General features: G+C 72.5%; 17 protein-coding genes and 1 riboswitch. Of the genes, 13 read left to right on the top strand and 4 right to left on the bottom strand.

Annotation, left to right across the window (positions count from 1 at the left end; translation table 11 throughout):
* Positions 1–408, bottom strand: coding sequence for a PH domain-containing protein (locus ACFY9V_RS23125; RefSeq protein ID WP_391162663.1), 408 nt, complete (start codon positions 406–408; stop codon positions 1–3).
* 231 nt (positions 409–639) lie between these two features.
* On the opposite strand from ACFY9V_RS23125, the gene ACFY9V_RS23120 reads away from it, so the two are divergent.
* Positions 640–1,311 (top strand): GDSL-type esterase/lipase family protein, encoded by a 672-nt coding sequence (locus ACFY9V_RS23120; protein ID WP_391162661.1) that lies wholly within the window; start codon positions 640–642, stop codon positions 1,309–1,311.
* Positions 1,312–1,354: 43 nt separating this feature from the next.
* Here ACFY9V_RS23120 and ACFY9V_RS23115 read toward each other — a convergent pair whose 3' ends face one another.
* The gene (locus ACFY9V_RS23115; RefSeq protein ID WP_391162660.1) at positions 1,355–2,218 is read right to left on the bottom strand and encodes a LysR family transcriptional regulator; all 864 of its coding nucleotides are present in this window, start codon (positions 2,216–2,218) and stop codon (positions 1,355–1,357) included.
* A 91-nt stretch (positions 2,219–2,309) separates the two neighbouring features.
* On the opposite strand from ACFY9V_RS23115, the gene ACFY9V_RS23110 reads away from it, so the two are divergent.
* Positions 2,310–3,047: an SDR family NAD(P)-dependent oxidoreductase gene (locus tag ACFY9V_RS23110; RefSeq protein ID WP_391162659.1), complete on the top strand. Its 738-nt coding sequence runs from the start codon at positions 2,310–2,312 to the stop codon at positions 3,045–3,047.
* Positions 3,048–3,082: 35 nt separating this feature from the next.
* Here the strand turns inward: ACFY9V_RS23110 and ACFY9V_RS23105 are convergent, their stop codons facing one another.
* The gene (locus ACFY9V_RS23105; RefSeq protein ID WP_355334974.1) at positions 3,083–3,769 is read right to left on the bottom strand and encodes a TetR/AcrR family transcriptional regulator; all 687 of its coding nucleotides are present in this window, start codon (positions 3,767–3,769) and stop codon (positions 3,083–3,085) included.
* Between the two features lie 194 nt (positions 3,770–3,963).
* A riboswitch (guanidine-III (ykkC-III) riboswitch) is annotated at positions 3,964–4,034 on the top strand.
* A gap of 32 nt (positions 4,035–4,066) precedes the next feature.
* Between ACFY9V_RS23105 and ACFY9V_RS23100 the strand changes: the two genes are divergently transcribed.
* A complete protein-coding gene (locus tag ACFY9V_RS23100; protein WP_188280976.1) occupies positions 4,067–4,387 on the top strand; it encodes a multidrug efflux SMR transporter in 321 nt (106 codons plus the stop codon).
* A 17-nt stretch (positions 4,388–4,404) separates the two neighbouring features.
* On the opposite strand, the gene ACFY9V_RS23095 is transcribed toward ACFY9V_RS23100, so the two are convergent.
* Positions 4,405–5,181 carry an SDR family NAD(P)-dependent oxidoreductase gene (locus ACFY9V_RS23095; protein ID WP_391162657.1) on the bottom strand — a complete coding sequence of 259 codons (777 nt, stop codon included), beginning with the start codon at positions 5,179–5,181 and terminating at the stop codon, positions 4,405–4,407.
* Positions 5,182–5,386: 205 nt separating this feature from the next.
* On the opposite strand from ACFY9V_RS23095, the gene ACFY9V_RS23090 reads away from it, so the two are divergent.
* From ACFY9V_RS23090 to ACFY9V_RS23045, 10 genes are all read left to right on the top strand, one after another.
* On the top strand, positions 5,387–6,289 hold the full coding sequence (locus ACFY9V_RS23090; RefSeq protein ID WP_391047806.1) for a helix-turn-helix domain-containing protein: 903 nt from the start codon (positions 5,387–5,389) through the stop codon (positions 6,287–6,289).
* 121 nt (positions 6,290–6,410) lie between these two features.
* Positions 6,411–8,555, top strand: coding sequence for a glycoside hydrolase family 27 protein (locus ACFY9V_RS23085; protein ID WP_391162656.1), 2,145 nt, complete (start codon positions 6,411–6,413; stop codon positions 8,553–8,555).
* Positions 8,556–8,728: 173 nt separating this feature from the next.
* Entirely contained in the window at positions 8,729–10,021 is a 1,293-nt protein-coding gene (locus tag ACFY9V_RS23080) for an ABC transporter substrate-binding protein (protein WP_355334962.1), read from the top strand.
* Position 10,022: 1 nt separating this feature from the next.
* Positions 10,023–10,958 (top strand): sugar ABC transporter permease, encoded by a 936-nt coding sequence (locus ACFY9V_RS23075; protein WP_355334961.1) that lies wholly within the window; start codon positions 10,023–10,025, stop codon positions 10,956–10,958.
* A complete protein-coding gene (locus ACFY9V_RS23070) occupies positions 10,955–11,887 on the top strand; it encodes an ABC transporter permease subunit (protein ID WP_391162655.1) in 933 nt (310 codons plus the stop codon). The genes ACFY9V_RS23075 and ACFY9V_RS23070 overlap by 4 nt, the downstream gene beginning before the upstream one ends.
* On the top strand, positions 11,884–14,034 hold the full coding sequence (locus ACFY9V_RS23065; RefSeq protein ID WP_391162654.1) for an alpha-galactosidase: 2,151 nt from the start codon (positions 11,884–11,886) through the stop codon (positions 14,032–14,034). Before ACFY9V_RS23070 ends, ACFY9V_RS23065 begins: the two co-directional genes overlap by 4 nt.
* A gap of 97 nt (positions 14,035–14,131) precedes the next feature.
* Positions 14,132–14,890: an SDR family NAD(P)-dependent oxidoreductase gene (locus ACFY9V_RS23060; RefSeq protein ID WP_355334955.1), complete on the top strand. Its 759-nt coding sequence runs from the start codon at positions 14,132–14,134 to the stop codon at positions 14,888–14,890.
* A gap of 69 nt (positions 14,891–14,959) precedes the next feature.
* A complete protein-coding gene (locus tag ACFY9V_RS23055; RefSeq protein ID WP_391162653.1) occupies positions 14,960–15,787 on the top strand; it encodes an FCD domain-containing protein in 828 nt (275 codons plus the stop codon).
* On the top strand, positions 15,784–16,929 hold the full coding sequence (gene dgoD, locus ACFY9V_RS23050; RefSeq protein ID WP_391162652.1) for a galactonate dehydratase: 1,146 nt from the start codon (positions 15,784–15,786) through the stop codon (positions 16,927–16,929). Before ACFY9V_RS23055 ends, dgoD begins: the two co-directional genes overlap by 4 nt.
* A complete protein-coding gene (locus ACFY9V_RS23045) occupies positions 16,923–17,795 on the top strand; it encodes a hypothetical protein (protein WP_391162650.1) in 873 nt (290 codons plus the stop codon). The genes dgoD and ACFY9V_RS23045 overlap by 7 nt, the downstream gene beginning before the upstream one ends.
* The last annotated feature ends 116 nt before the right edge of the window (positions 17,796–17,911 follow it).

Raw genomic sequence — 17,911 nt, 5'->3', positions numbered from 1 at the left:
TCAGCGGGAACGCGAGATCCGCTCCTCGGCGCCGTAGCGGTGCTCCTGGTCGCCGTCCATCGCCTCGTAGATGGTCCTCTTCAGACCCTCGGGGTCGGGAATGTGCTTCAGGGTCAGCAGGCCCTGCTCGGAGGCCGACTCGATCTTGAGCGTCCCGCACCGGATGATCCGCTCCCACAGGGAGGCGGCGAACGAGATGTCGTTGATCCGGGCCAGCGGGATGCTGCGCCCGGTCTTGTTCACGAAGCCGACCCGCGTGTGGACCCGCTTGGTGGTCAGGATGTAGAGGGTGCCGCGCCACTTCATGAGCGGGATCAGCCAGAACCACAGCGACACGAGCGCGGCCACACCGAGCACCGCGTACCTGGCGGCGTCCGTCCAGCTCTTGCCGGAGGGCAGCACCCACATACGTTTCCGCCCCCCGCCGGCCACGTCGCGGCGCGGCCGGTGCCGCCGTGCTGTGTGTCGAACCCGCTGTCTACCGCCGTTGGTACCGGCAGGTGCGGACGGAATCCGGCTGGGCGGGCCGCTGGTCGGCGGGTGGCCGGTCGCGAACGGGCAGGTCGGGGACCGTACAGTGGGCGATCCGAACGGTGGTACGAACAGCGCAACGCGTGTCGGCACGGGAAAGGCCCGATCATGACGTCCCCTCTGAGCCCGCAGGTCAGCCCGAATCTCGTTCCGGACGACGGTGTCGTGCTCTTCATCGGCGACAGCATCACCGACTGCGGTCGTGACCTGGACGCGCCCGACTCCCTCGGCGACGGCTACGCGGCGATGGTGGCCGAGCGGTACGCGGCCGGGCACCCCGGCTCGGGGGTCCGATTCGTCAACCGTGGCATCAGCGGCAACCGCGCGGTCGATCTGCGGGGCCGCTGGGACCGGGACTGCCTGGCGGTCGGCGCCGACGTGGTGTCCGTGCTGGTCGGGATCAACGAGGTGTGGCGCCGCTTCGACAGCGACGACCCCACCTCCGACGAGGAGTACGAGGACCACTACCGCACCGTGCTCGGCCAGGCCGCCGACCGGGGCAGCGCGCTGGTGCTGATCGAGCCGTTCGTGATGCCCGTCAGCGAGGACCAACTGGCCTTCCGGGACGACCTGGACGGCAAGCTGGCGGTGGTACGGCGACTGGCCGCCGACTTCTCCGCCACCCTCGTCCCCGCCGACGCGCTGATGACGCGGGCCGCCGCCGACGCCGGTCCCCGCAAGTGGACCGACGACGGCATCCACCTGACCCCGGACGGTCACGCCCTGCTCGCCGACGCCTGGCTCACCGCGGTCGGAGCGGCGCTCCCCGAGCGGGCCTGACCTCCGCGCCCCGGCCGCTTGCCGGTCGCCAGGGCCACCCGGCTCACAGCCGGGTGGCCGTGCGGACCAGGGCGGCGAGGGGGAGGGAGCGGCTGTGGGCGGGCCAGGCGATGTGGGTGACGACGGGCGGAGCGTCGCTGAGCGGGACGGCGGTGTGCTCGGCCCACAGCCAGGCGCGGGCGGAGTCGGGGAAGACGGCCATGGTGCGGCCGAGGGCGATGAGCTGGGCCAGTTGCGTCTGGTCGTGGATCTCGGGGCCAGGGCCTGGGGGATATGTGCCGTCGTGGGCCCAGCGGGCGAGCGGGAGATCGGGGAGGTCGGTGACGTCGGCCAGCGACAGGACCTCGCGCGTGGCCAAGGGGTGCCCTGCGGGCAGGATGGCGATCTGGCCCTCGGTCATCAGTTCCTCGCTGTCGAATCCGGCGAGGGAGTTGAACGGCTTGTGCATGAGCGCCACGTCGGCGCGGCCGTCGCGCAGCATCTCGCCCTGCTCGCACGTGCCGCTCGGCAGCACCTCGATCTCGGCGGCGTCCGGCTCGGCCGCGTAGGCGTCCAGGAGCTTGTGCAGCAGCTCGTGGGACGCCGCGGCCTTCACCGCCAGGACCAGACGGTCGCGGGCCCCGCCCGCGCGGTCGGCGTCACCGGCCCGGCGGGTACGGCGCGCGGCGGCGGCCGTCGCGTCCAGGGCCGCGCGGCCCTCGTGCAGCAGCACCTGACCGGCGCCGGTCAGAGCGACCCCGCGGCGGTCGCGGATCAGCAGCGTGACGCCGAGCCGCCGTTCGAGCTGCTGGATCGCGCGGGACAGCGGTGGCTGGGCCATGCCGAGGCGCTCGGCGGCGCGGCCGAAGTGCAGTTCCTCGGCGACCGCCGTGAAGTACCGAAGCTCGCGGATCTCCAAGGTGTCCATGACCCCAGCGTATGTGTGATACCTGCCGGGTATGACAGAGCACCGTATCGGTGTTGGATGCGCGGCCCGGCCGCGGGCGAGCATCGACGGTATGAGCGAAACGAAGATCGCGCTGGTGACCGGCGCGAACAAGGGAATCGGCTACGAGATCGCGAGCGGCCTCGGCGCCCTCGGCTACCGGGTGGGCGTGGGAGCGCGTGACGGGGGCCGCCTCGAAGCCGCCGTCGACAAGCTGCGCGCCGCCGGGGTGGACGCCTTCGGGGTGCCGCTGGACGTGACCGGCGACCGCAGCGTCACCGACGCCGCGGAACTCGTCGAGCGGCGGGAGGGCCGCCTGGACGCCCTGGTCAACAACGCCGGTATCTCAGGACCGACGGGGCCGGGGGGGACGCAAGACCCGACGACGCTCGACCTCGACCTGGTCCGCACGGTCGTGGAGACCAACGTCCTCGGCGTCATCCGCGTGACCAACGCGATGCTGCCCCTTCTGCGGCGCTCCGCGTCGCCGCGCGTCGTCAACGTCTCCAGCAGCGTCGCCTCCCTGACCCGGCAGGCGGACCCGGACGTCGAGATCGGCCCGGTCATGGCGGCCTACTCGCCGACGAAGACGTTCCTCAACGCCGTCACCGTGCACTACGCCCGGCAGTTCGCCGGTACGAACATCCTGATCAACGCCGCCTGCCCCGGCCTGGTCGCGACCGACTTCACCGGCTTCCTCGGCCCCCGCACCCCCCAGCAGGGCGCGGCCACCCCCATCCGCCTCGCCACCCTGCCCGACGACGGCCCGACCGGCGGGTTCTTCGAGGACGCCGGCGTCGTCCCCTGGTAACGGCTTCCAGCACCGAGTCCCGAGGGTGCGCCGGGTCAGCCGGTGACGGCCTCGGCCGCGAGGGCGTCCTGCGCCGTGCCGCGCATGCCCGCGACGATCATGTCGACACCGCGCCGGTAGTACGCGTCGTTGCTCGCGCACGACAAGAGCGCGTCGGCGGCGGCCACGACGTGCGGGTACCGGTCGGGGGAGAGGTCGAGCAGGCTCGCCTTCTTCGCGCTGACGGCCTCCTCGCGGGACTCGGGGTCCAGGGCCGGATTGCTGCGGCCGGGCTCGGTGATGACCAGGGTCACCAGCGAGCACAGCGCCTGACCGGCGGTCTGCGCGCCCTGCTCGACCGGCAGACCGGCCGCGGAGAGCAGCGCGAGGGTGCGTTCGGTGACGACGAGACCGGGCTCCGAGGCGAAGATCCGGGTGATCACCAGACCGGCGGCGTTGGGGTGCGGGCGCAGCGCCGCGAGGAAACCGCTCAGCAGGTCGTTCATCTGCTCGTGCCACGGCCGCTCGTCCGGCTCCGGGACCCGGACGTCGGTCAGCAGCCGCTCGGTGACCGCGTCGAACAGCCCGTCCTTGTCCGGGAAGTGCCGGTACAGCGCCATCGGCGTCACGTCGTGCTGCTGGGCGACCCGCCGGATGGTGACGGCTTCGAGACCTTCGCTGTCGGCCACGGCGAGCGCGGTGGAAATCAGCTCGTCCCTGTTCAAGCGCTTGTGAGCCGCCACGGGTCCCGCCACCTCCTGGTCGACAGCCTGAGCGACACCGGATTCCTCGCCGCCGCCACTACGCAGCGTACTGCGTATACAGCCGCGAACGGTGCCGCCGAGGATCAAGGTATACGCCGTACGCATACGGGGTGTGCCTCCGGGACTGTCCCGGAAACGGCGGCCGGTCCGCACCTCGGCCGGTGGCCGTATTGCCGGAATTTGCTATGGTCGGATGAGTACCCGACGAGCGCGTCGTACCGGGACCCTGCAAAGACGGCGCACCCCCGTAAGCACGAAACCCACGGAGGTGCCCTCATGGCATGGGTCCTTGTTGTTGTCGCAGGTCTGCTCGAAGTGGCCTGGTCGATCGGAATGAAGTACACCGACGGCTTCACCCGTCCCGTCCCGAGTCTGCTGACCGGCGCGGGCATTGTGGCGAGCATGCTGATGCTCTCCCAGGCGGCGAAGACGCTGCCGATCGGTACGGCGTACGGCGTCTGGGTCGGCATCGGCGCGGCCGGTGCGGCCGTGGTCGGCATGGCGGTGCTCGGCGAGCCCACGACCGCCGCCCGGATCTTCTTCGTCTCGCTGCTGCTGGTCGCCGTGGTCGGTCTGAAGGCGACCTCCGGCCACTGACCGGCGCTGCCGACGGGTCAGCTCGGCTGGCCCGTCGGCATGACGGTGACCTGCTGGATGTTGACCCGCGGCGGCAGCGTCGCGATGAAACCGACGGTCCTGGCGATGTCCCCGGCCTCCAGGAACTCCATCGACCGCCGGGCGCCGTCCAGCCACTCCAGCGCGCCCGCGTCCGTGACGTGGGTCTGGAGTTCGGTGCCGACGATGCCCGGCTCCAGGGAGGTGACGCGCACGTTCTTCGGGCCGAGTTCGACCCGCAGATTCGTGGACAGATGCGTCACGAACGCCTTCGTCCCGCAGTAGACGGCGAAGGTCGGGAAGATGTTCCGCGCGCCGATGGACGAGGTGTTGATCAGGTCGGCGACGCCGCGCTCGGCCGCGGCGGCGATCAACTGCGGGGTGAAGGCGCCGATCGCGTTCATCAGGCCCTTGACGTTGAGGTCGATCTGCCGCTGCCACAGGTCGGTGCGCAGCTCCTCGATCGGCGAGGGCAGCATCACGCCCGCGTTGTTGAACAGCAGGTCGGCGCCGCCCAGTTCGGCCGCGACCCGGTCGGCGGCGGCCAGCAGGGCTTCCGTGTCGGTGACGTCGACCGGCAGGGCCAGCGCGGCGCCGCCGTTCTTGGTGATCCGGGCGACCAGGTCGTCCAGCCGGTCGGTGCGGCGGGCCAGCACCGCGACCTTCGCGCCGAGTTCCGCCAGGTGCTCCGCCGACGCCTCGCCGAGACCGCTGGAGGCGCCGGTGACGACCGCCACCCGGCCGGTGAGGGGCTTGCTGATGTCGTGCGCGGACATGGCTGTCCACCTTTCGTGTTCGGTGTGATGCGGCGGCGGACCCTCGGTCCGCCTGCCGTCCAGCACACCACCCGGGCAGCCGCCGCGGAGCGCCGAAAAGTGCCCTGAGCAGGCAGGTAACGGCCTGACCCGCACCGGCGAGGCAGGTACTGACAGGGCCAGTCACGACGCGCGCGGCCCGCGCGCCGCCCGCCACACTGGGGGTATGGACCGCAGCACCGACACCGCCGACTTCCTGCGCTCGCGCCGGGCCCGTATCACCCCCGACGAGGCGGGACTGCCCGCCGACGGCCGGGTCCGCCGGGTGCCGGGGCTGCGCCGCGACGAGGTGGCCCGGCTGGCCGGGGTGAGCACCGAGTACTACACCCGGCTCGAACAGGGGCGCGGCGGGAACCCGTCCCCCGAGGTGCTCGACGCGCTCGCCCGCGCGCTGCGGCTCGACACCGCCGAGCGCGAGCACCTGACCGACCTGCTGACCCGCAGGCCCGCAGGTTCCCGGCACGCGCCGAGCGGACCGCAGCGGGTTCGGCCGGGACTCCATCTGCTGCTCCAGACGCTGGAGCACGTGCCCGCCTTCGTCCTCGGCCGCCGCACCGACGTGCTGGCGTCCAACCGGCTGGCCCGCGCGCTGCTCGTCGACTTCGACGCGCTGCCCGCGACCCGCCGGAACATGGCCCGCTACTACCTGCTGGACCCCGAGGCGCGCGAGCGCGTCGTCGACTGGGAGCAGCTCGCCGCCGAGACCGTCGCCATGCTCCGGCTGGAGGCCGGCCGCTACCCGAACGACCGTCAGCTCGCCGACCTGGTCGGTGAACTCACCCTGCGCTCACCGGAGTTCACCACGTGGTGGAACGACCACCGGGTGCTGCGCCGCACCCATGGGATCAAGCGCTACCGCCATCCCGTGGCGGGGGACCTGGAGTTCTCCTACGAGTCGCTGCAACCGCCCGGCGATCAGGACCAGACGCTGTGCGTCTACACCGTCGAGCCGGGCTCGCCGAGCGCCCAGGCGCTCCAGCTCCTCGGCAACTGGACGGCGCCCGCTCCGGAAGGGCGCGACGGCGGCCGGGGAAGCGGTCAGGACAGCGACCCGGAGCTGCAAATTTAAGTTAATTAGGAATTATCGTTGACAGGGTTCGGGACCGCCGCCACAGTCTTCGTCGTGGCGGCGGTCCCCGGTGTTCCGGGAGGCGGCCGTCCGCGTATCCCCAACTCTCGGGAGACCCTTCATGACTTCGCATCGTTCAGGGACGGCGCGTGCCCGGCGCGCCGTGGCGACGGCGGGAGCGGGCGTACTGCTCGCGGTCGCGGTGCCGGGGGCGGCGCATGCCGACGCCCCGGCACGTACCGCCGCCGACGGCGCCCCCGCCTTCTACGACAGCGGCCTCGCGCCGACGCCGTACATGGGCTGGAACACCTACTACGGCCTCGGCGCCCCCACCGAGGCCCAGGTCAGAAGCGTCGCCGACCACCTCGTCAGCAGCGGTCTGCGCGACAGCGGCTACGACATCGTGTGGCTCGACGGCGGCTGGCAGGCCGACACGCCCCGCGACAGCGCCGGACGCCTGACCGCCAACCGGGACCGATTCCCCTCCGGCATACCGGCGTTGGTGACCTATCTGCACCAGCGCGGACTCAAGGCCGGCATCTACACCGACGCGGGCGACTACGACCCGGCGAACTGCGGGCTCGGCAGCCGCGGCCACTACCGGCAGGACGCCGACCAGTTCGCCGCCTGGAAGATCGACGCGGTCAAGGTCGACTTCCTGTGCGGCATCGCGGAAAAGCTCGATCCCGGCCCGGCCTTCAAGGAGTTCAGCGACGCCGTCGCGAAGTCCGGCCGCCCGATGATCCTCAACCTGTGCAACCCGCTCACCGACGACTGGGGTCTGCCGCACACCCCGGCGCAGGACGCGCACAACGCGTACGTGTACGGGCCGACCGCCGCCGACTCCTGGCGCAGTGGCACCGACATCGCCTACGGCACGCCGACCGCGGACGAGTGGCCCAATGTGCTGCGCAACATGGATGCCAACGCCTGGCACCCCGAGGCGCAGGGCCCCGGCCACTACAACGACCCCGATTATCTGATCCCGATGCGGAAGATGCCCGACGGCTCGTACGAGCTGACGCAGGAGGAGTCCACCACGCAGCTCGTGATGTGGGCGGAGATGGCCTCCCCGCTGGTCATCGGCTCCGACCCGCGCACCCTGCCCAAGGCGATGCTCGACACGCTGCGCAATCCGGAGATCCTCGCCGTCGACCAGGACCCGCTGGCGATCCAGGGCGTACGGGTGGCCACGGACGCGACCGGCGACGTCTACAGCAAGGTCCTCCAGGGCGCGGGCCGCCGCGCGGTCGTCCTGCTCAACCGCTCGGACCGGCCCGCCGCGCGCACGGTCGACTTCGCCGCCGCCGGGCTGACCGGCAACGTGGCCGTACGCGACCTGCGGGCGCGCGCCGACCGGGGCACGCGCACCGGCTCGTACACCGTCACCGTCCCGGCCCACGGCACCGCCTTCCTGAAGCTCACCGGGCGCGACGACGCGCCCGGCGTCACGCTCGGCGGCCGGTCCACGGCGAGCCCCGCGCTGGTGCGCGACGGCGCCACGCTGACCGCGTTCACCCGTGGCGACGGCGGCGAACTGCGGGTGCGCACCGGCCGGGACGGTCACTGGCCGGCGCGTACCACCGACCTCGGCGGCCCCACCCGCGGCCGGTTCCTCGGCGACCCCGCCGCGTACGGCAGCGCGGGCGGCCGGATCGACGTGTTCGTGCGCGGCACGGACGGCGCCGCGTACCGGCGGACCTACGAACACGGCCGCTGGGGCGGCTGGCAGAGCCTGGGCGGGCGGCTCGCGGACGCGCCGACCGTCGCCTTCGACGGCCCCGACCGGTGGACGCTGTTCGCCACCGGGAGCGACGGCACGGTCCGCAGCCGCGGCCCGCGCACCGGCTGGACCTCGATCGGCGCGCCGGACGGACTGGCGCTGTACGGACGGCCGTCGGCCGTCGCCGACGCCGCGGGCCGGATCCATGTGGCGGTGCGCGCCGCGGACGACGCGGTGTGGACGCGGGTGCGCGACACCTCGGGCGCCTGGTCCGGCTGGTCGTCGCTGGGCGGCACCATCAGTGCCGCGCCCACGCTGGTCACGGCGGGCGGCACCGTCCAACTGCTCGCGCGGGCCTCGGACTACACGCTCTGGCAGCGCGGGTACGACGCCGCGAGCGACACCTGGTCGGGGTGGTACCCGCGCACGGCGTTCGTGAGCGGGGCGCTCGACGGGTCGGCCGGGGCCACGGCCGGGGCGGACGGGAGCGTGCTGGTGGTCTTCCGCGGGGTGGGCGGAGCCGTCCGCCAGAGCACGCTCTGACAGGTCGAGTACGGCGTCCGGTGCGGGATCGCGCACGGGCCACGGACGTGCCTAAGTAAATAAATTAGGAATTAATCTTGACGGCGCTCCGCCGTCACGACAGTCTGTACCAGCCGAACGAGGGCCCGGTCGTCAGGGGGCCGGGCCCCGTTCCGTGGGCGTAAGGGAGTCCCATGAACACCTCGCAACCCAGCCGCCGCCGGTTCCTCGCCGGTGCGGGCGCCGTCGGCGCCGCGGCGATGATGAGTAGCTGCGTCACCTCCGGCTCGTCCGGTGCCAAGACCCAGTCGGGCAAGGGCCCGGTCACCCTTCAGTCCAACCTGTCGTCCCCGCAGGCGAAGGCCGCGATGCAGGACCTCGTGGCCGCGTACAACAAGCAGGGCGACGGCAAGGCCAAGCTGAACACGGTCGCCTCTGAGACCTTCCGCACCCAGCTCCCGACGTACCTCACCTCCGGCAACCCGCCGGACCTGCTCACCTGGTACCCCGGCTCGGTCGCGGACTCGTACGCCAAGAGGAATCTGCTGCTCGACGTCGGCGACATCTGGGCCGAGCCGGAGCTGTCCGGCTACTCCAAGGCGCTCCAGACGCTGTGCACCTCCTCGTCGGGCCAGAAGGTGTTCGTGCCCGCCACGTACTACTGGTGGGGCGTGTTCTACCGGAAGTCGAACTTCGCGAAGTGGGGCGTCCAGGAGCCCAAGACCTGGGACGAGTTCATGGCCCTGTGCGAGACGCTCAAGTCCAAGGGCGTCGCGCCGATCGGCCTCGGCGCTGGCGGCGGCACCGCGTGGGTCGCGTCGTCCTGGTTCGACTACCTCAACATCCGTATCAACGGCGCCCAGTACCACCGCGACCTGCTCGCGGGGAAGCACCGCTTCGACGACCCCGAGGTCCGCAAGGTCTTCGACAAGTGGGCCGAGGCGCTGCCGTACTTCGACCCCAACGGCACCGCGCTCGCCTTCCAGGACGCCACCACGGCGCTGCTCCAGGGCCGCACCGGGATGATGCTGATCGGCACCTTCTTCGCCGACTCCGCCCCGAAGGGCGAACTGGACGACATCGACTTCTTCCGCTTCCCGGTGATCGACGCCAAGATCCCGATGGCCGAGGAGGGCCCCACCGACGGCTACTTCGCCAGCGCCCGCACCGGCCACCGGGACGAGGTCAAGGACTTCATGCGGTATCTGGCCACCGCCCCGGCGCAGGAGACCTACATCAAGGGCTCCTCCGGCACCGCGCTGCCGACCAACCCCAAGGCCAAGGACAGCGGCACCCCGCTGGTGAAGAAGGGCCGCGCGCTGATCGAGAGCGCCGCCGAGGTCACGCAGTTCTTCAACCGCGACTCCAGCGACGCCCTCCAGCCGACCGCCGACACCGCGCTGACGAAGTTCCTGGCCAAGCCCAAGGAGATCGACTCGATCCTCACCACCTGGCAGCGGGACGCGCAGAAGATCTGGAGCCAGTGAGATGGCGGTGCTCACCGCGACCCGCGCGGACCCGGGCAAGAAGCCGGGGAAGCCGAAGAAGCGCAAGCAGGCGACCCGGGTCCCGCCCGTCGTCCTCGCCTTCGTCCTGGTCCCGCTGCTCGCCGAGGGCTTCTGGGTCTTCTGGCCCGCCCTCCAGGGCTTCTACCTCTCGCTGACCAAGTGGGACGGGGTCTCGGCGCCGCGCTTCATCGGCCTGGGCAACTACCGGGAGATGGTGCACGACAGCGTCTTCCACACCGCCGTGCTCGACACCGTGCTGTGGCTGGTGCTCTTCGGCGGCCTGTCCGCCGCGCTCGGCCTCGGCGCGGCCCTGCTGCTCCAGCAGGAGCGGCGCGGGGTCGGCTTCTACCGGGCCGCGCTCTTCCTTCCCGTGGTGTTCTCGCTGACCGCGACCGCCCTGGTCTGGCAGGCGATGTACCAGCCGGACGGCCTGATCAACCACACCCTGTCCGGCCTCGGACTCGGCAGCCTCACCCACCCCTGGCTCGCCGACCAGGACACCGCGTTCTACGCCGTGATCGTGCCCGCCCTGTGGCGGCAGATCGGCTACGTGATGGTGCTCTACCTGGCCGGACTCAAGGGCATCGACCCGATGCTCTACGAGGCCGCCAAGGTCGACGGCGCCTCCCGCTGGCAGCAGTTCCGGCACATCACGCTGCCGCAGCTCAGCAGCGTCAACGCGGTCGTGCTGTCGGTCATCATCATCGACTCGCTGCGCTCCTTCGACGTGGTGTGGGCGCTCACCCGCGGCGGCCCGTACCACTCCTCCGAACTGCTCAGCACGTACATGTACTCCACCGCCTTCCAGTCCCTGCGGCTCGGCTACGGTTCCGCGCTCGCCGTCGTGATCTTCGTGCTGGCGTTCGGCGTGATCGCGTCGTACCTGGTGCGCGCCTTCAAGGAGGCCGACTCATGACCGTCACGCACGCGGGCGCCGACGCGGCGCCGACCGCGGACCGTACCGGCGAGGACGCGGGTGCCGGTGCGAAGGCCGCGCGCGGCGGGAGCCGTCGGCCCGACCGGCGCCGCGCCTGGGGGACCGCCGCCTTCCACACCGGCGCGGGACTGCTGTCGCTGATCTGGCTGATCCCCATCGTCGTCGTACTGGTCACCAGCACCCGCTCCTTCGACGACATCGCCGCCAACGGCCTCGGCGGCCTGCCGCACTCCTTCACCCTCGACGGCTTCCGCCAGGCGTGGGTCGACGGCGGACAGCAGCGCGCGCTGATCAACAGCATGCTGGTGTCCGTCCCCACCGTGCTGGTCTCGCTGCTGCTCGCCTCGATGGCCGCCTTCGCGCTCAGCCGGTACGACGTGCCGCTGCGCCGCGTACTGCTGCTGGTGATGCTCAGCGGCAATCTGCTGCCGCCGCAGATCCTGCTGATCCCGGTCTCCAAGCTCAGCGAGCAACTGGGCTTCTACGACTCGCTGTACGCCCTCATCGGCGTCCAGGTCGGCTTCGGCGTCGGCTTCTACGTCTTCGTGCTGCACGGCTTCATGCGGTCCATCCCGCCGGAGATCCAGCAGGCCGCCGTCATCGACGGAGCGGGCCCCTGGCAGATCTACACGCGGATCATCCTGCCGCTCGCCAGGCCCGCGCTCGCCGCGCTCACCGCGCTGTCGTTCACGTGGATCTTCAACGACCTGCTGTGGGCCATCACCGTGCTGCGCACCGACAGCAAGATGCCGATCACCGCGTCGCTGATCGGCCTCCAGGGCCAGTACGTCTCCATGTGGAACGTCATCGCGGCCGGTTCCGTGATCGCCGCCGCCCCGACCGTCATCGTCTTCCTCCGATTCCAGCGGCACTTCGTGGCCGGACTCAACCTGGGAGCAGTCAAGTGACCCCGTCCGCAACGCCGTCGGCCGCACCGTGGCTGCTGCGCACCGACACCACCACCTACGCCGTCCGCCTCGGCGGCGACGGGCGGTGGGCCGAGGTCGCCGCCTGGGGCCCGCACGGCGCCGAGACCGGCCCGTCCCCGCTGGACTGGTCGCGCCGCACTCACTACATCACCCCCGCCGACGCCGCCCCGGCCGAATACCTCCCCCAGGGCATGCGTCCCTTCGGCGGCGCCGACCTCGTCGTACGCCGCCCCGACGGCGAACGCGGCGTGTGGTGGACCTTCGAGCGCGCCACACAGGACGACGACCGGTCGCTGCGCCTGGACTTCACCGACGACCACCTCGGACTGCGGGTCGCGCTGCGCTACGAGACCGTGTCCGGCACCGACGTACTGCTCCGCTGGACCGAGCTGACCTGCACGGGACCGGACGAACTGCGCCTGGAACGCCTGGACTCCGCCGCGATCAGCGTCCCCGTCACCGACGGCGAGGGCGCCCGGCTCACCTACCTCACGGGCCAGTGGTCGCAGGAGTTCCAGCGCACCCAACTCGACCTCGTCAGGGGCCGGTTCGAGATGGCCTCCACCCAGGGAGTGCCGGGCCACGCCTACGCGCCCTGGCTCGCGGTCCAGGACGCCGCCGCCCCGCAGGAGGGCGACACCCCCACCTACGGCATCGCGTTGGAGTGGTCGGGCAACTGGCACATCACCGCGGACGCGGAACCCGGCGGGATCGTCCGCGTACGCGCCGGACGGCTGCCGCACGAGGAGTCCGTCCGCCTCGCGCCCGGCGCCACGCTCACCACCCCGCGCGTCGCCTGCGCCTTCAGCCCGGAAGGGCTCGACGGACTGACGCGGATCTGGCACGCGTACGAGCGCGCGCTGAGCGGCGAGCGGCTGCACCGTACCCGCAAGGTGCAGTACAACTCCTGGGAGGCCACCGGCTTCGACGTGGAGGCCGACGCGCAGCTCGAACTGGCCGCCGTCGCCGCCGACATGGGCGTCGAACTCTTCGTCGTGGACGACGGCTGGTTCCGCGGGCGGCGGGACGAGACCGGGGGACTGGGCGACTGGACCCCGGACCCGGCCAACTTCCCCGAGGGATTCGACGGCTTCATCGAGCGGGTCCGCGCCACCGGCATGGACTTCGGCCTGTGGGTCGAACCGGAGGCGATCAGCCCGCGGTCCGAGCTGTACGCCAAGCACCCCGAGTGGGTGTACCGGATCGACGGCCGCCCGGCGACCCTCGTCCGCGAGCAACTGCTGCTCGACCTCGGCCGGGTGGACGTGCAGGACTTCGTGATCGCCACCTTGGACCGGCTGCTCGGCGAACACGCCGTCAGCTACCTCAAGTGGGACATGAACCGCCCGCCGACCGAGCGCGGCAGGCCCGACACGGGACCGGCCGCGGGCCAGGACCTCGACGCCGACCACGTCGCCGGATACCTGCGGGTCCTCGACCACCTGCGCGCCCACCACCCGCACGTCACCGTCGAGGGCTGCGCGGGCGGCGGCGCCCGCATCGAACACGCCACGCTGGCCCGTACCGACGTGGTCTGGCCCAGCGACAACACCGCGCCGCTCGACCGGCTCGCCATCCAGTACGGCTATCTGCACGCGCACGCCCCGCACACCATGAGCTCCTGGGTCACCGACGCGCCCGGCGTCTTCGACCCGCGGCCCCGCTCCCTGGCCTTCCGCTTCGTCCTCGCCATCGCGGGCGTGCTCGGCATCGGCGCCGACATCCGCGCCTGGACGCCGGAGCAGCGCACCGAGGCGGCGGGCTGGATCGCCCGCTACAAGGAGATCCGCGACGTCGTCCACCACGGCACGGCCCGGCTGCTGAACGGCCCCGCCGATCCGACCTGCGGTGTCCAGTACGAGGAGCGCGGCGGCGCGCGGGTCGTGGTCACCGCGTGGAGCACCGGACGGCTCGACGGCGCGCCGCTGGTCCCCGGACGCGCCTCGCGGCTGCGGCTGCGCGGCCTGGACCCCGCCGCCCGCTACACCGACACGGCGGACGGGACGGTGTACAGCGGGGCGTATCTGCTCCACAGCGGCCTGCCGTTCGGCTGGACCGGTCGACACGACGCCGAACTCGTCGTGCTGGCGCGGCAGGAGGCCGCCGACGGCTCCGGGCGTCACTAAAGTCGCGGGAGGCCCGGACCGGTCCGACCGCACCGAGCGACCCGACCGCACCGACCGTACCGACCAGCCCCACCGTACCGAGGAGCAGGACCAGCACATGAACGCAGCACTCCGCTTCGCCGACAAGGTGGCCGTGGTCACCGGAGCCGCTTCCGGGATCGGCGCGGCCACCGCAGAACGGCTCGCGGCCGAGGGCGCCGCCGTGGTCCTCGCCGACATCGCGGCCGACCGCGCCGAGGGCGTCGCCGCGGGCATCCGCGAGGAGGGCGGCCGGGCGGTGTCCGTACGGGCGGACGTGTCCGACCCCGAGGACTGGGAGCGGATCGTCGCGGTGGCGCACGCCTACGGCCCCGTGGCGGCCCTGGTCTCCAACGCCTACACCGTCGACGTGGCCCCGGCCCACGAGATGTCCGTCGCCTCCTGGGAGCGTCAGCTCGCGGTCAACCTCACCGGCGGCTTCCTCGGCTTCCGGGCGCTGCTGCCCGACCTGCGCACCGCCCGCGGCGCCGCCGTCCTCACCTCCTCCGTCCACGCGCACAAGGGCATCCCCGGCCACCCCGCCTACGCGGCGGCCAAGGGCGCGCTGCTGTCGCTGAGCGGCCAACTGGCCGTCGAGTACGGGCCCGAGGTCCGGGTCAACGCGGTGCTCCCCGGTCCGATCCTCACCGCGGCCTGGGACCGGGTGCCCGAGGAGGACCGGGCCCGCAGCGTCGCGGAGACCGCGGCGCGCCGCTTCGGCCGCCCGGAGGAGGTCGCCGCGGCCATCGCCTTCCTCGCCTCGGACGACGCCTCGTACATCACCGGTTCGAGCCTGCTGGTGGACGGCGGCTGGAGTGTCACCAAGGCCTCGGCCTGACCGCCGCCGACCACCATCGCCGTACCTCACCCGGGGTACCCCACCCGACCTGGAGAAAGGCAGAACGACATGACGCCATACGCGCGCCGCGGAGTGCACGGGCAGACCGTGGAGACTCTCGCGCGCCGGGTGCTCAGCGGCGAGATCCCCGAAGGGGCGACACTCGATCTCGTGGCGTTGCAGAGCGAGTTGGACGTCAGTCTCACCGCGCTGCGCGAATCGCTGAAGGTGCTGGCGGCCAAGGGGATGGTCGACGCGCGGCAGAAGCGCGGCACCTTCGTCAGAGCCCGCGCCGACTGGAATCTGCTGGACGCCGACGTGCTGCGCTGGCAGTTCGCGGGCGGCACCGGCACCGGGGCCGACCTGGGGCTGCTGCGCAGCCTCGGCGAGGTCCGCGGGATCGTCGAACCGGCCGCCGTACGGCTGGCGGCGGTGCGCCGTACCGACGGGGACCTGGTCGCGCTGGACTCCGCGCTCACCGCGATGGGTGAGGACGAGGGCGGCGCCGCGCACGCGGTCGAGGCCGACCTCGCCTTCCACCGCGCCCTGCTCGCCGCAACCCACAACGAACTGCTGGAGCGGATGGAGATGGTGATCGAGTCCGGTCTCGCGCACCGCGACGAGATCGTGCACAGCTCCCCGCACGGCCAGGACCCGGTGCCCAGCCACCGGGCCGTCCTCGACGCGGTACGCGACCAGGACCCGGACGCCGCCGAGCGCGCCATGCGGGCCCTGCTCGACCAGGCCGTCCGCGACCTGGACCTGGTGCACGGCTCGGGCGCCGAGGCGGTCGAGGGGTCCGGCGGGTCCGGCGGGTCCGGGACAAGCGGGGCATCCGAAACGGCGCGGGCATCCAAGGAATCCCAGACCTCCACGGCTTCAGAGGCGGCGAAGTGAAGATAGTGCGCGTCGAGACCTTCCTCGTACCGCCCCGGTGGCTGTTCTGCCGGATCGAGACAGACGAGGGCGTCGTCGGCTGGGGCGAACCCGTGGTCGAGGGGCGCGCCGAGGTGGTGCGCGCCGCCGTCGACGTGCTGGCCGAGTATCTGATCGGCCAGGACCCGCTGCGGATCCAGGACCACTGGCAGGTGCTCACCAAGGGCGGCTTCTACCGCGGCGGCCCGGTGCTCTCCAGCGCCGTCGCCGGTCTCGACCACGCGCTGTGGGACATCGCGGGCAAGACGTACGGCGCCCCCGTGTACGGCCTGCTCGGCGGTCCGGTCAGGGACGCGGTCCGGGTCTACGCCTGGGTCGGCGGCGACGAGCCCGCGCGGCTCGCGGAGGACGTCGGCGCGCAGGTCGAGGCGGGCTTCACCGCCGTCAAGATGAACGCGGCCGGCCGCACGTCGGCGCTCACCACGCCCGCCGAGACCGCCGCCGTCGTGGAGCGGGTGGCCGCCGCGCGCCAGGCGCTCGGCCCCGGACGCGATGTCGCCGTCGACTTCCACGGCCGCTTCACCGCCGCGGGCGCCCGGCGTGTCCTGCGTGAAATCGCGCCGCTGCACCCGCTGTTCGTCGAGGAGCCGCTGCTGCCGGAGCTGGGACATCTGCTCGGCGGCCTGGTGGCCTCCACCGAAGTACCGATCGCGACCGGTGAACGCCTGTACGGGCGTGCGGAGTTCCTGCCCGCGCTCACCGCGGGCATAGCCGTGGCGCAGCCGGACCTCTCGCACGCCGGGGGCATCACCGAGGTGACGCGGATCGCGTCGCTCGCCGAGACGTACGGCGCCCAACTCGCCCCGCACTGCCCGCTGGGGCCGATCTCGCTCGCCGCCAGCCTCCAAGTCGCCTTCTGCACGCCGAACTTCCTCATCCAGGAGCAGAGCCGCGGCATCCACTACAACAAGGACGCCGACCTGCTGTCGTATCTGGTGGACACCGAGCCGTTCCGCTTCGTGCACGGCCAGGCGCTGCGCACCGGGCTGCCGGGGCTCGGGATCACCGTGGACGAGGCGGCGGTACGCGCCGCCGACCGCGGTGGGCACGCCTGGCGCAATCCGGTGTGGCGGCACGCCGACGGGTCGTTCGCGGAATGGTGACAGCGCTGACCGGGGCGGCGCTTCCCGTACGGATCGTCACCGACCTTGCGCACGGCGGCCGTTGGACGTCGCTGCGGGCCGGGGACCGTGAATGGCTCTGGCACCGGGACGAGCCGCGTCGCGCGGGCGCCGCGCCCGGTGACGCCTTCGCCGACGCGGGCGGTGTGGAGGAGTGCCTGCCCACCGTCCGGGGCGTCCCCGACCACGGCGACGTGTGGTCGCGCCCCTGGCGGCGCGAGAACGGCGCAGATGGCGCGGATGGCGCGGACCGGGTCGACCACCCCGACTTCCGGCTCACCCGGCGGATCGGGGGCGGCCCCGGCGGCGGCGCGGTGGTCGACTACCGGCTGACCGCCGCGCCCGGCTACCGCTTCCTGTGGGCCGCCCACGCGCTCCTCGACGTGTCGCGGGACGGCCGGATCGAACTGCCGCCCGGCGCACAGGCCCTGCACTACCCGGACGGGGGTGCGCGGCGCGAGCCGTTCACCTGGCCGTCCGCCGGGGGCACGGGCGACGGGACGCGTACCCGCTTCGACCTGCTCGGGCCCGACGACGGTACGGCGAGCGGCGCGGTCGTCGAGGCCGCGACGGTGACCGTGCACGACGGGACCGACCGGCTGCGGTTCGCGCTCGACGTGGCCGGTCAGCCCGCGTCCATCGCCCTGTGGCGGAATCTGGGCGGCTTCCCCGAGGGCGCGCCGTACCGCTCGATCGGCGTGGAGCCGATGCTCGGGCGGGTCTTCGACCTGGCGACGGCGGGGGAGGGGGACGCGGCCCGCGTTCCTGCGAGCGGCGAGGTCCGCTGGCGGCTCACGGTCACGGCCGCCGGCGCTTCCGCCGCCGCCGCGTCCGCCCCGGGCCGCTGAACCCTCGACGGGATCGGCTGACCGTGTCCGGCTCACCGCGACCGGCTCACCCCGACCCCACCGCCCGCCCCGGCCCCACGCCGTCCGAATCACCGCAACAGGAAAGGAACATCACC

It is taken from the genome of Streptomyces sp. NPDC008317 (assembly GCF_042955955.1).
Classification (GTDB): Bacteria; Actinomycetota; Actinomycetes; order Streptomycetales; family Streptomycetaceae; genus Actinacidiphila.
The sequence above is the reverse complement of the archived record's forward strand: the minus strand, read 5'-3'. Positions and strand labels throughout refer to the sequence as shown.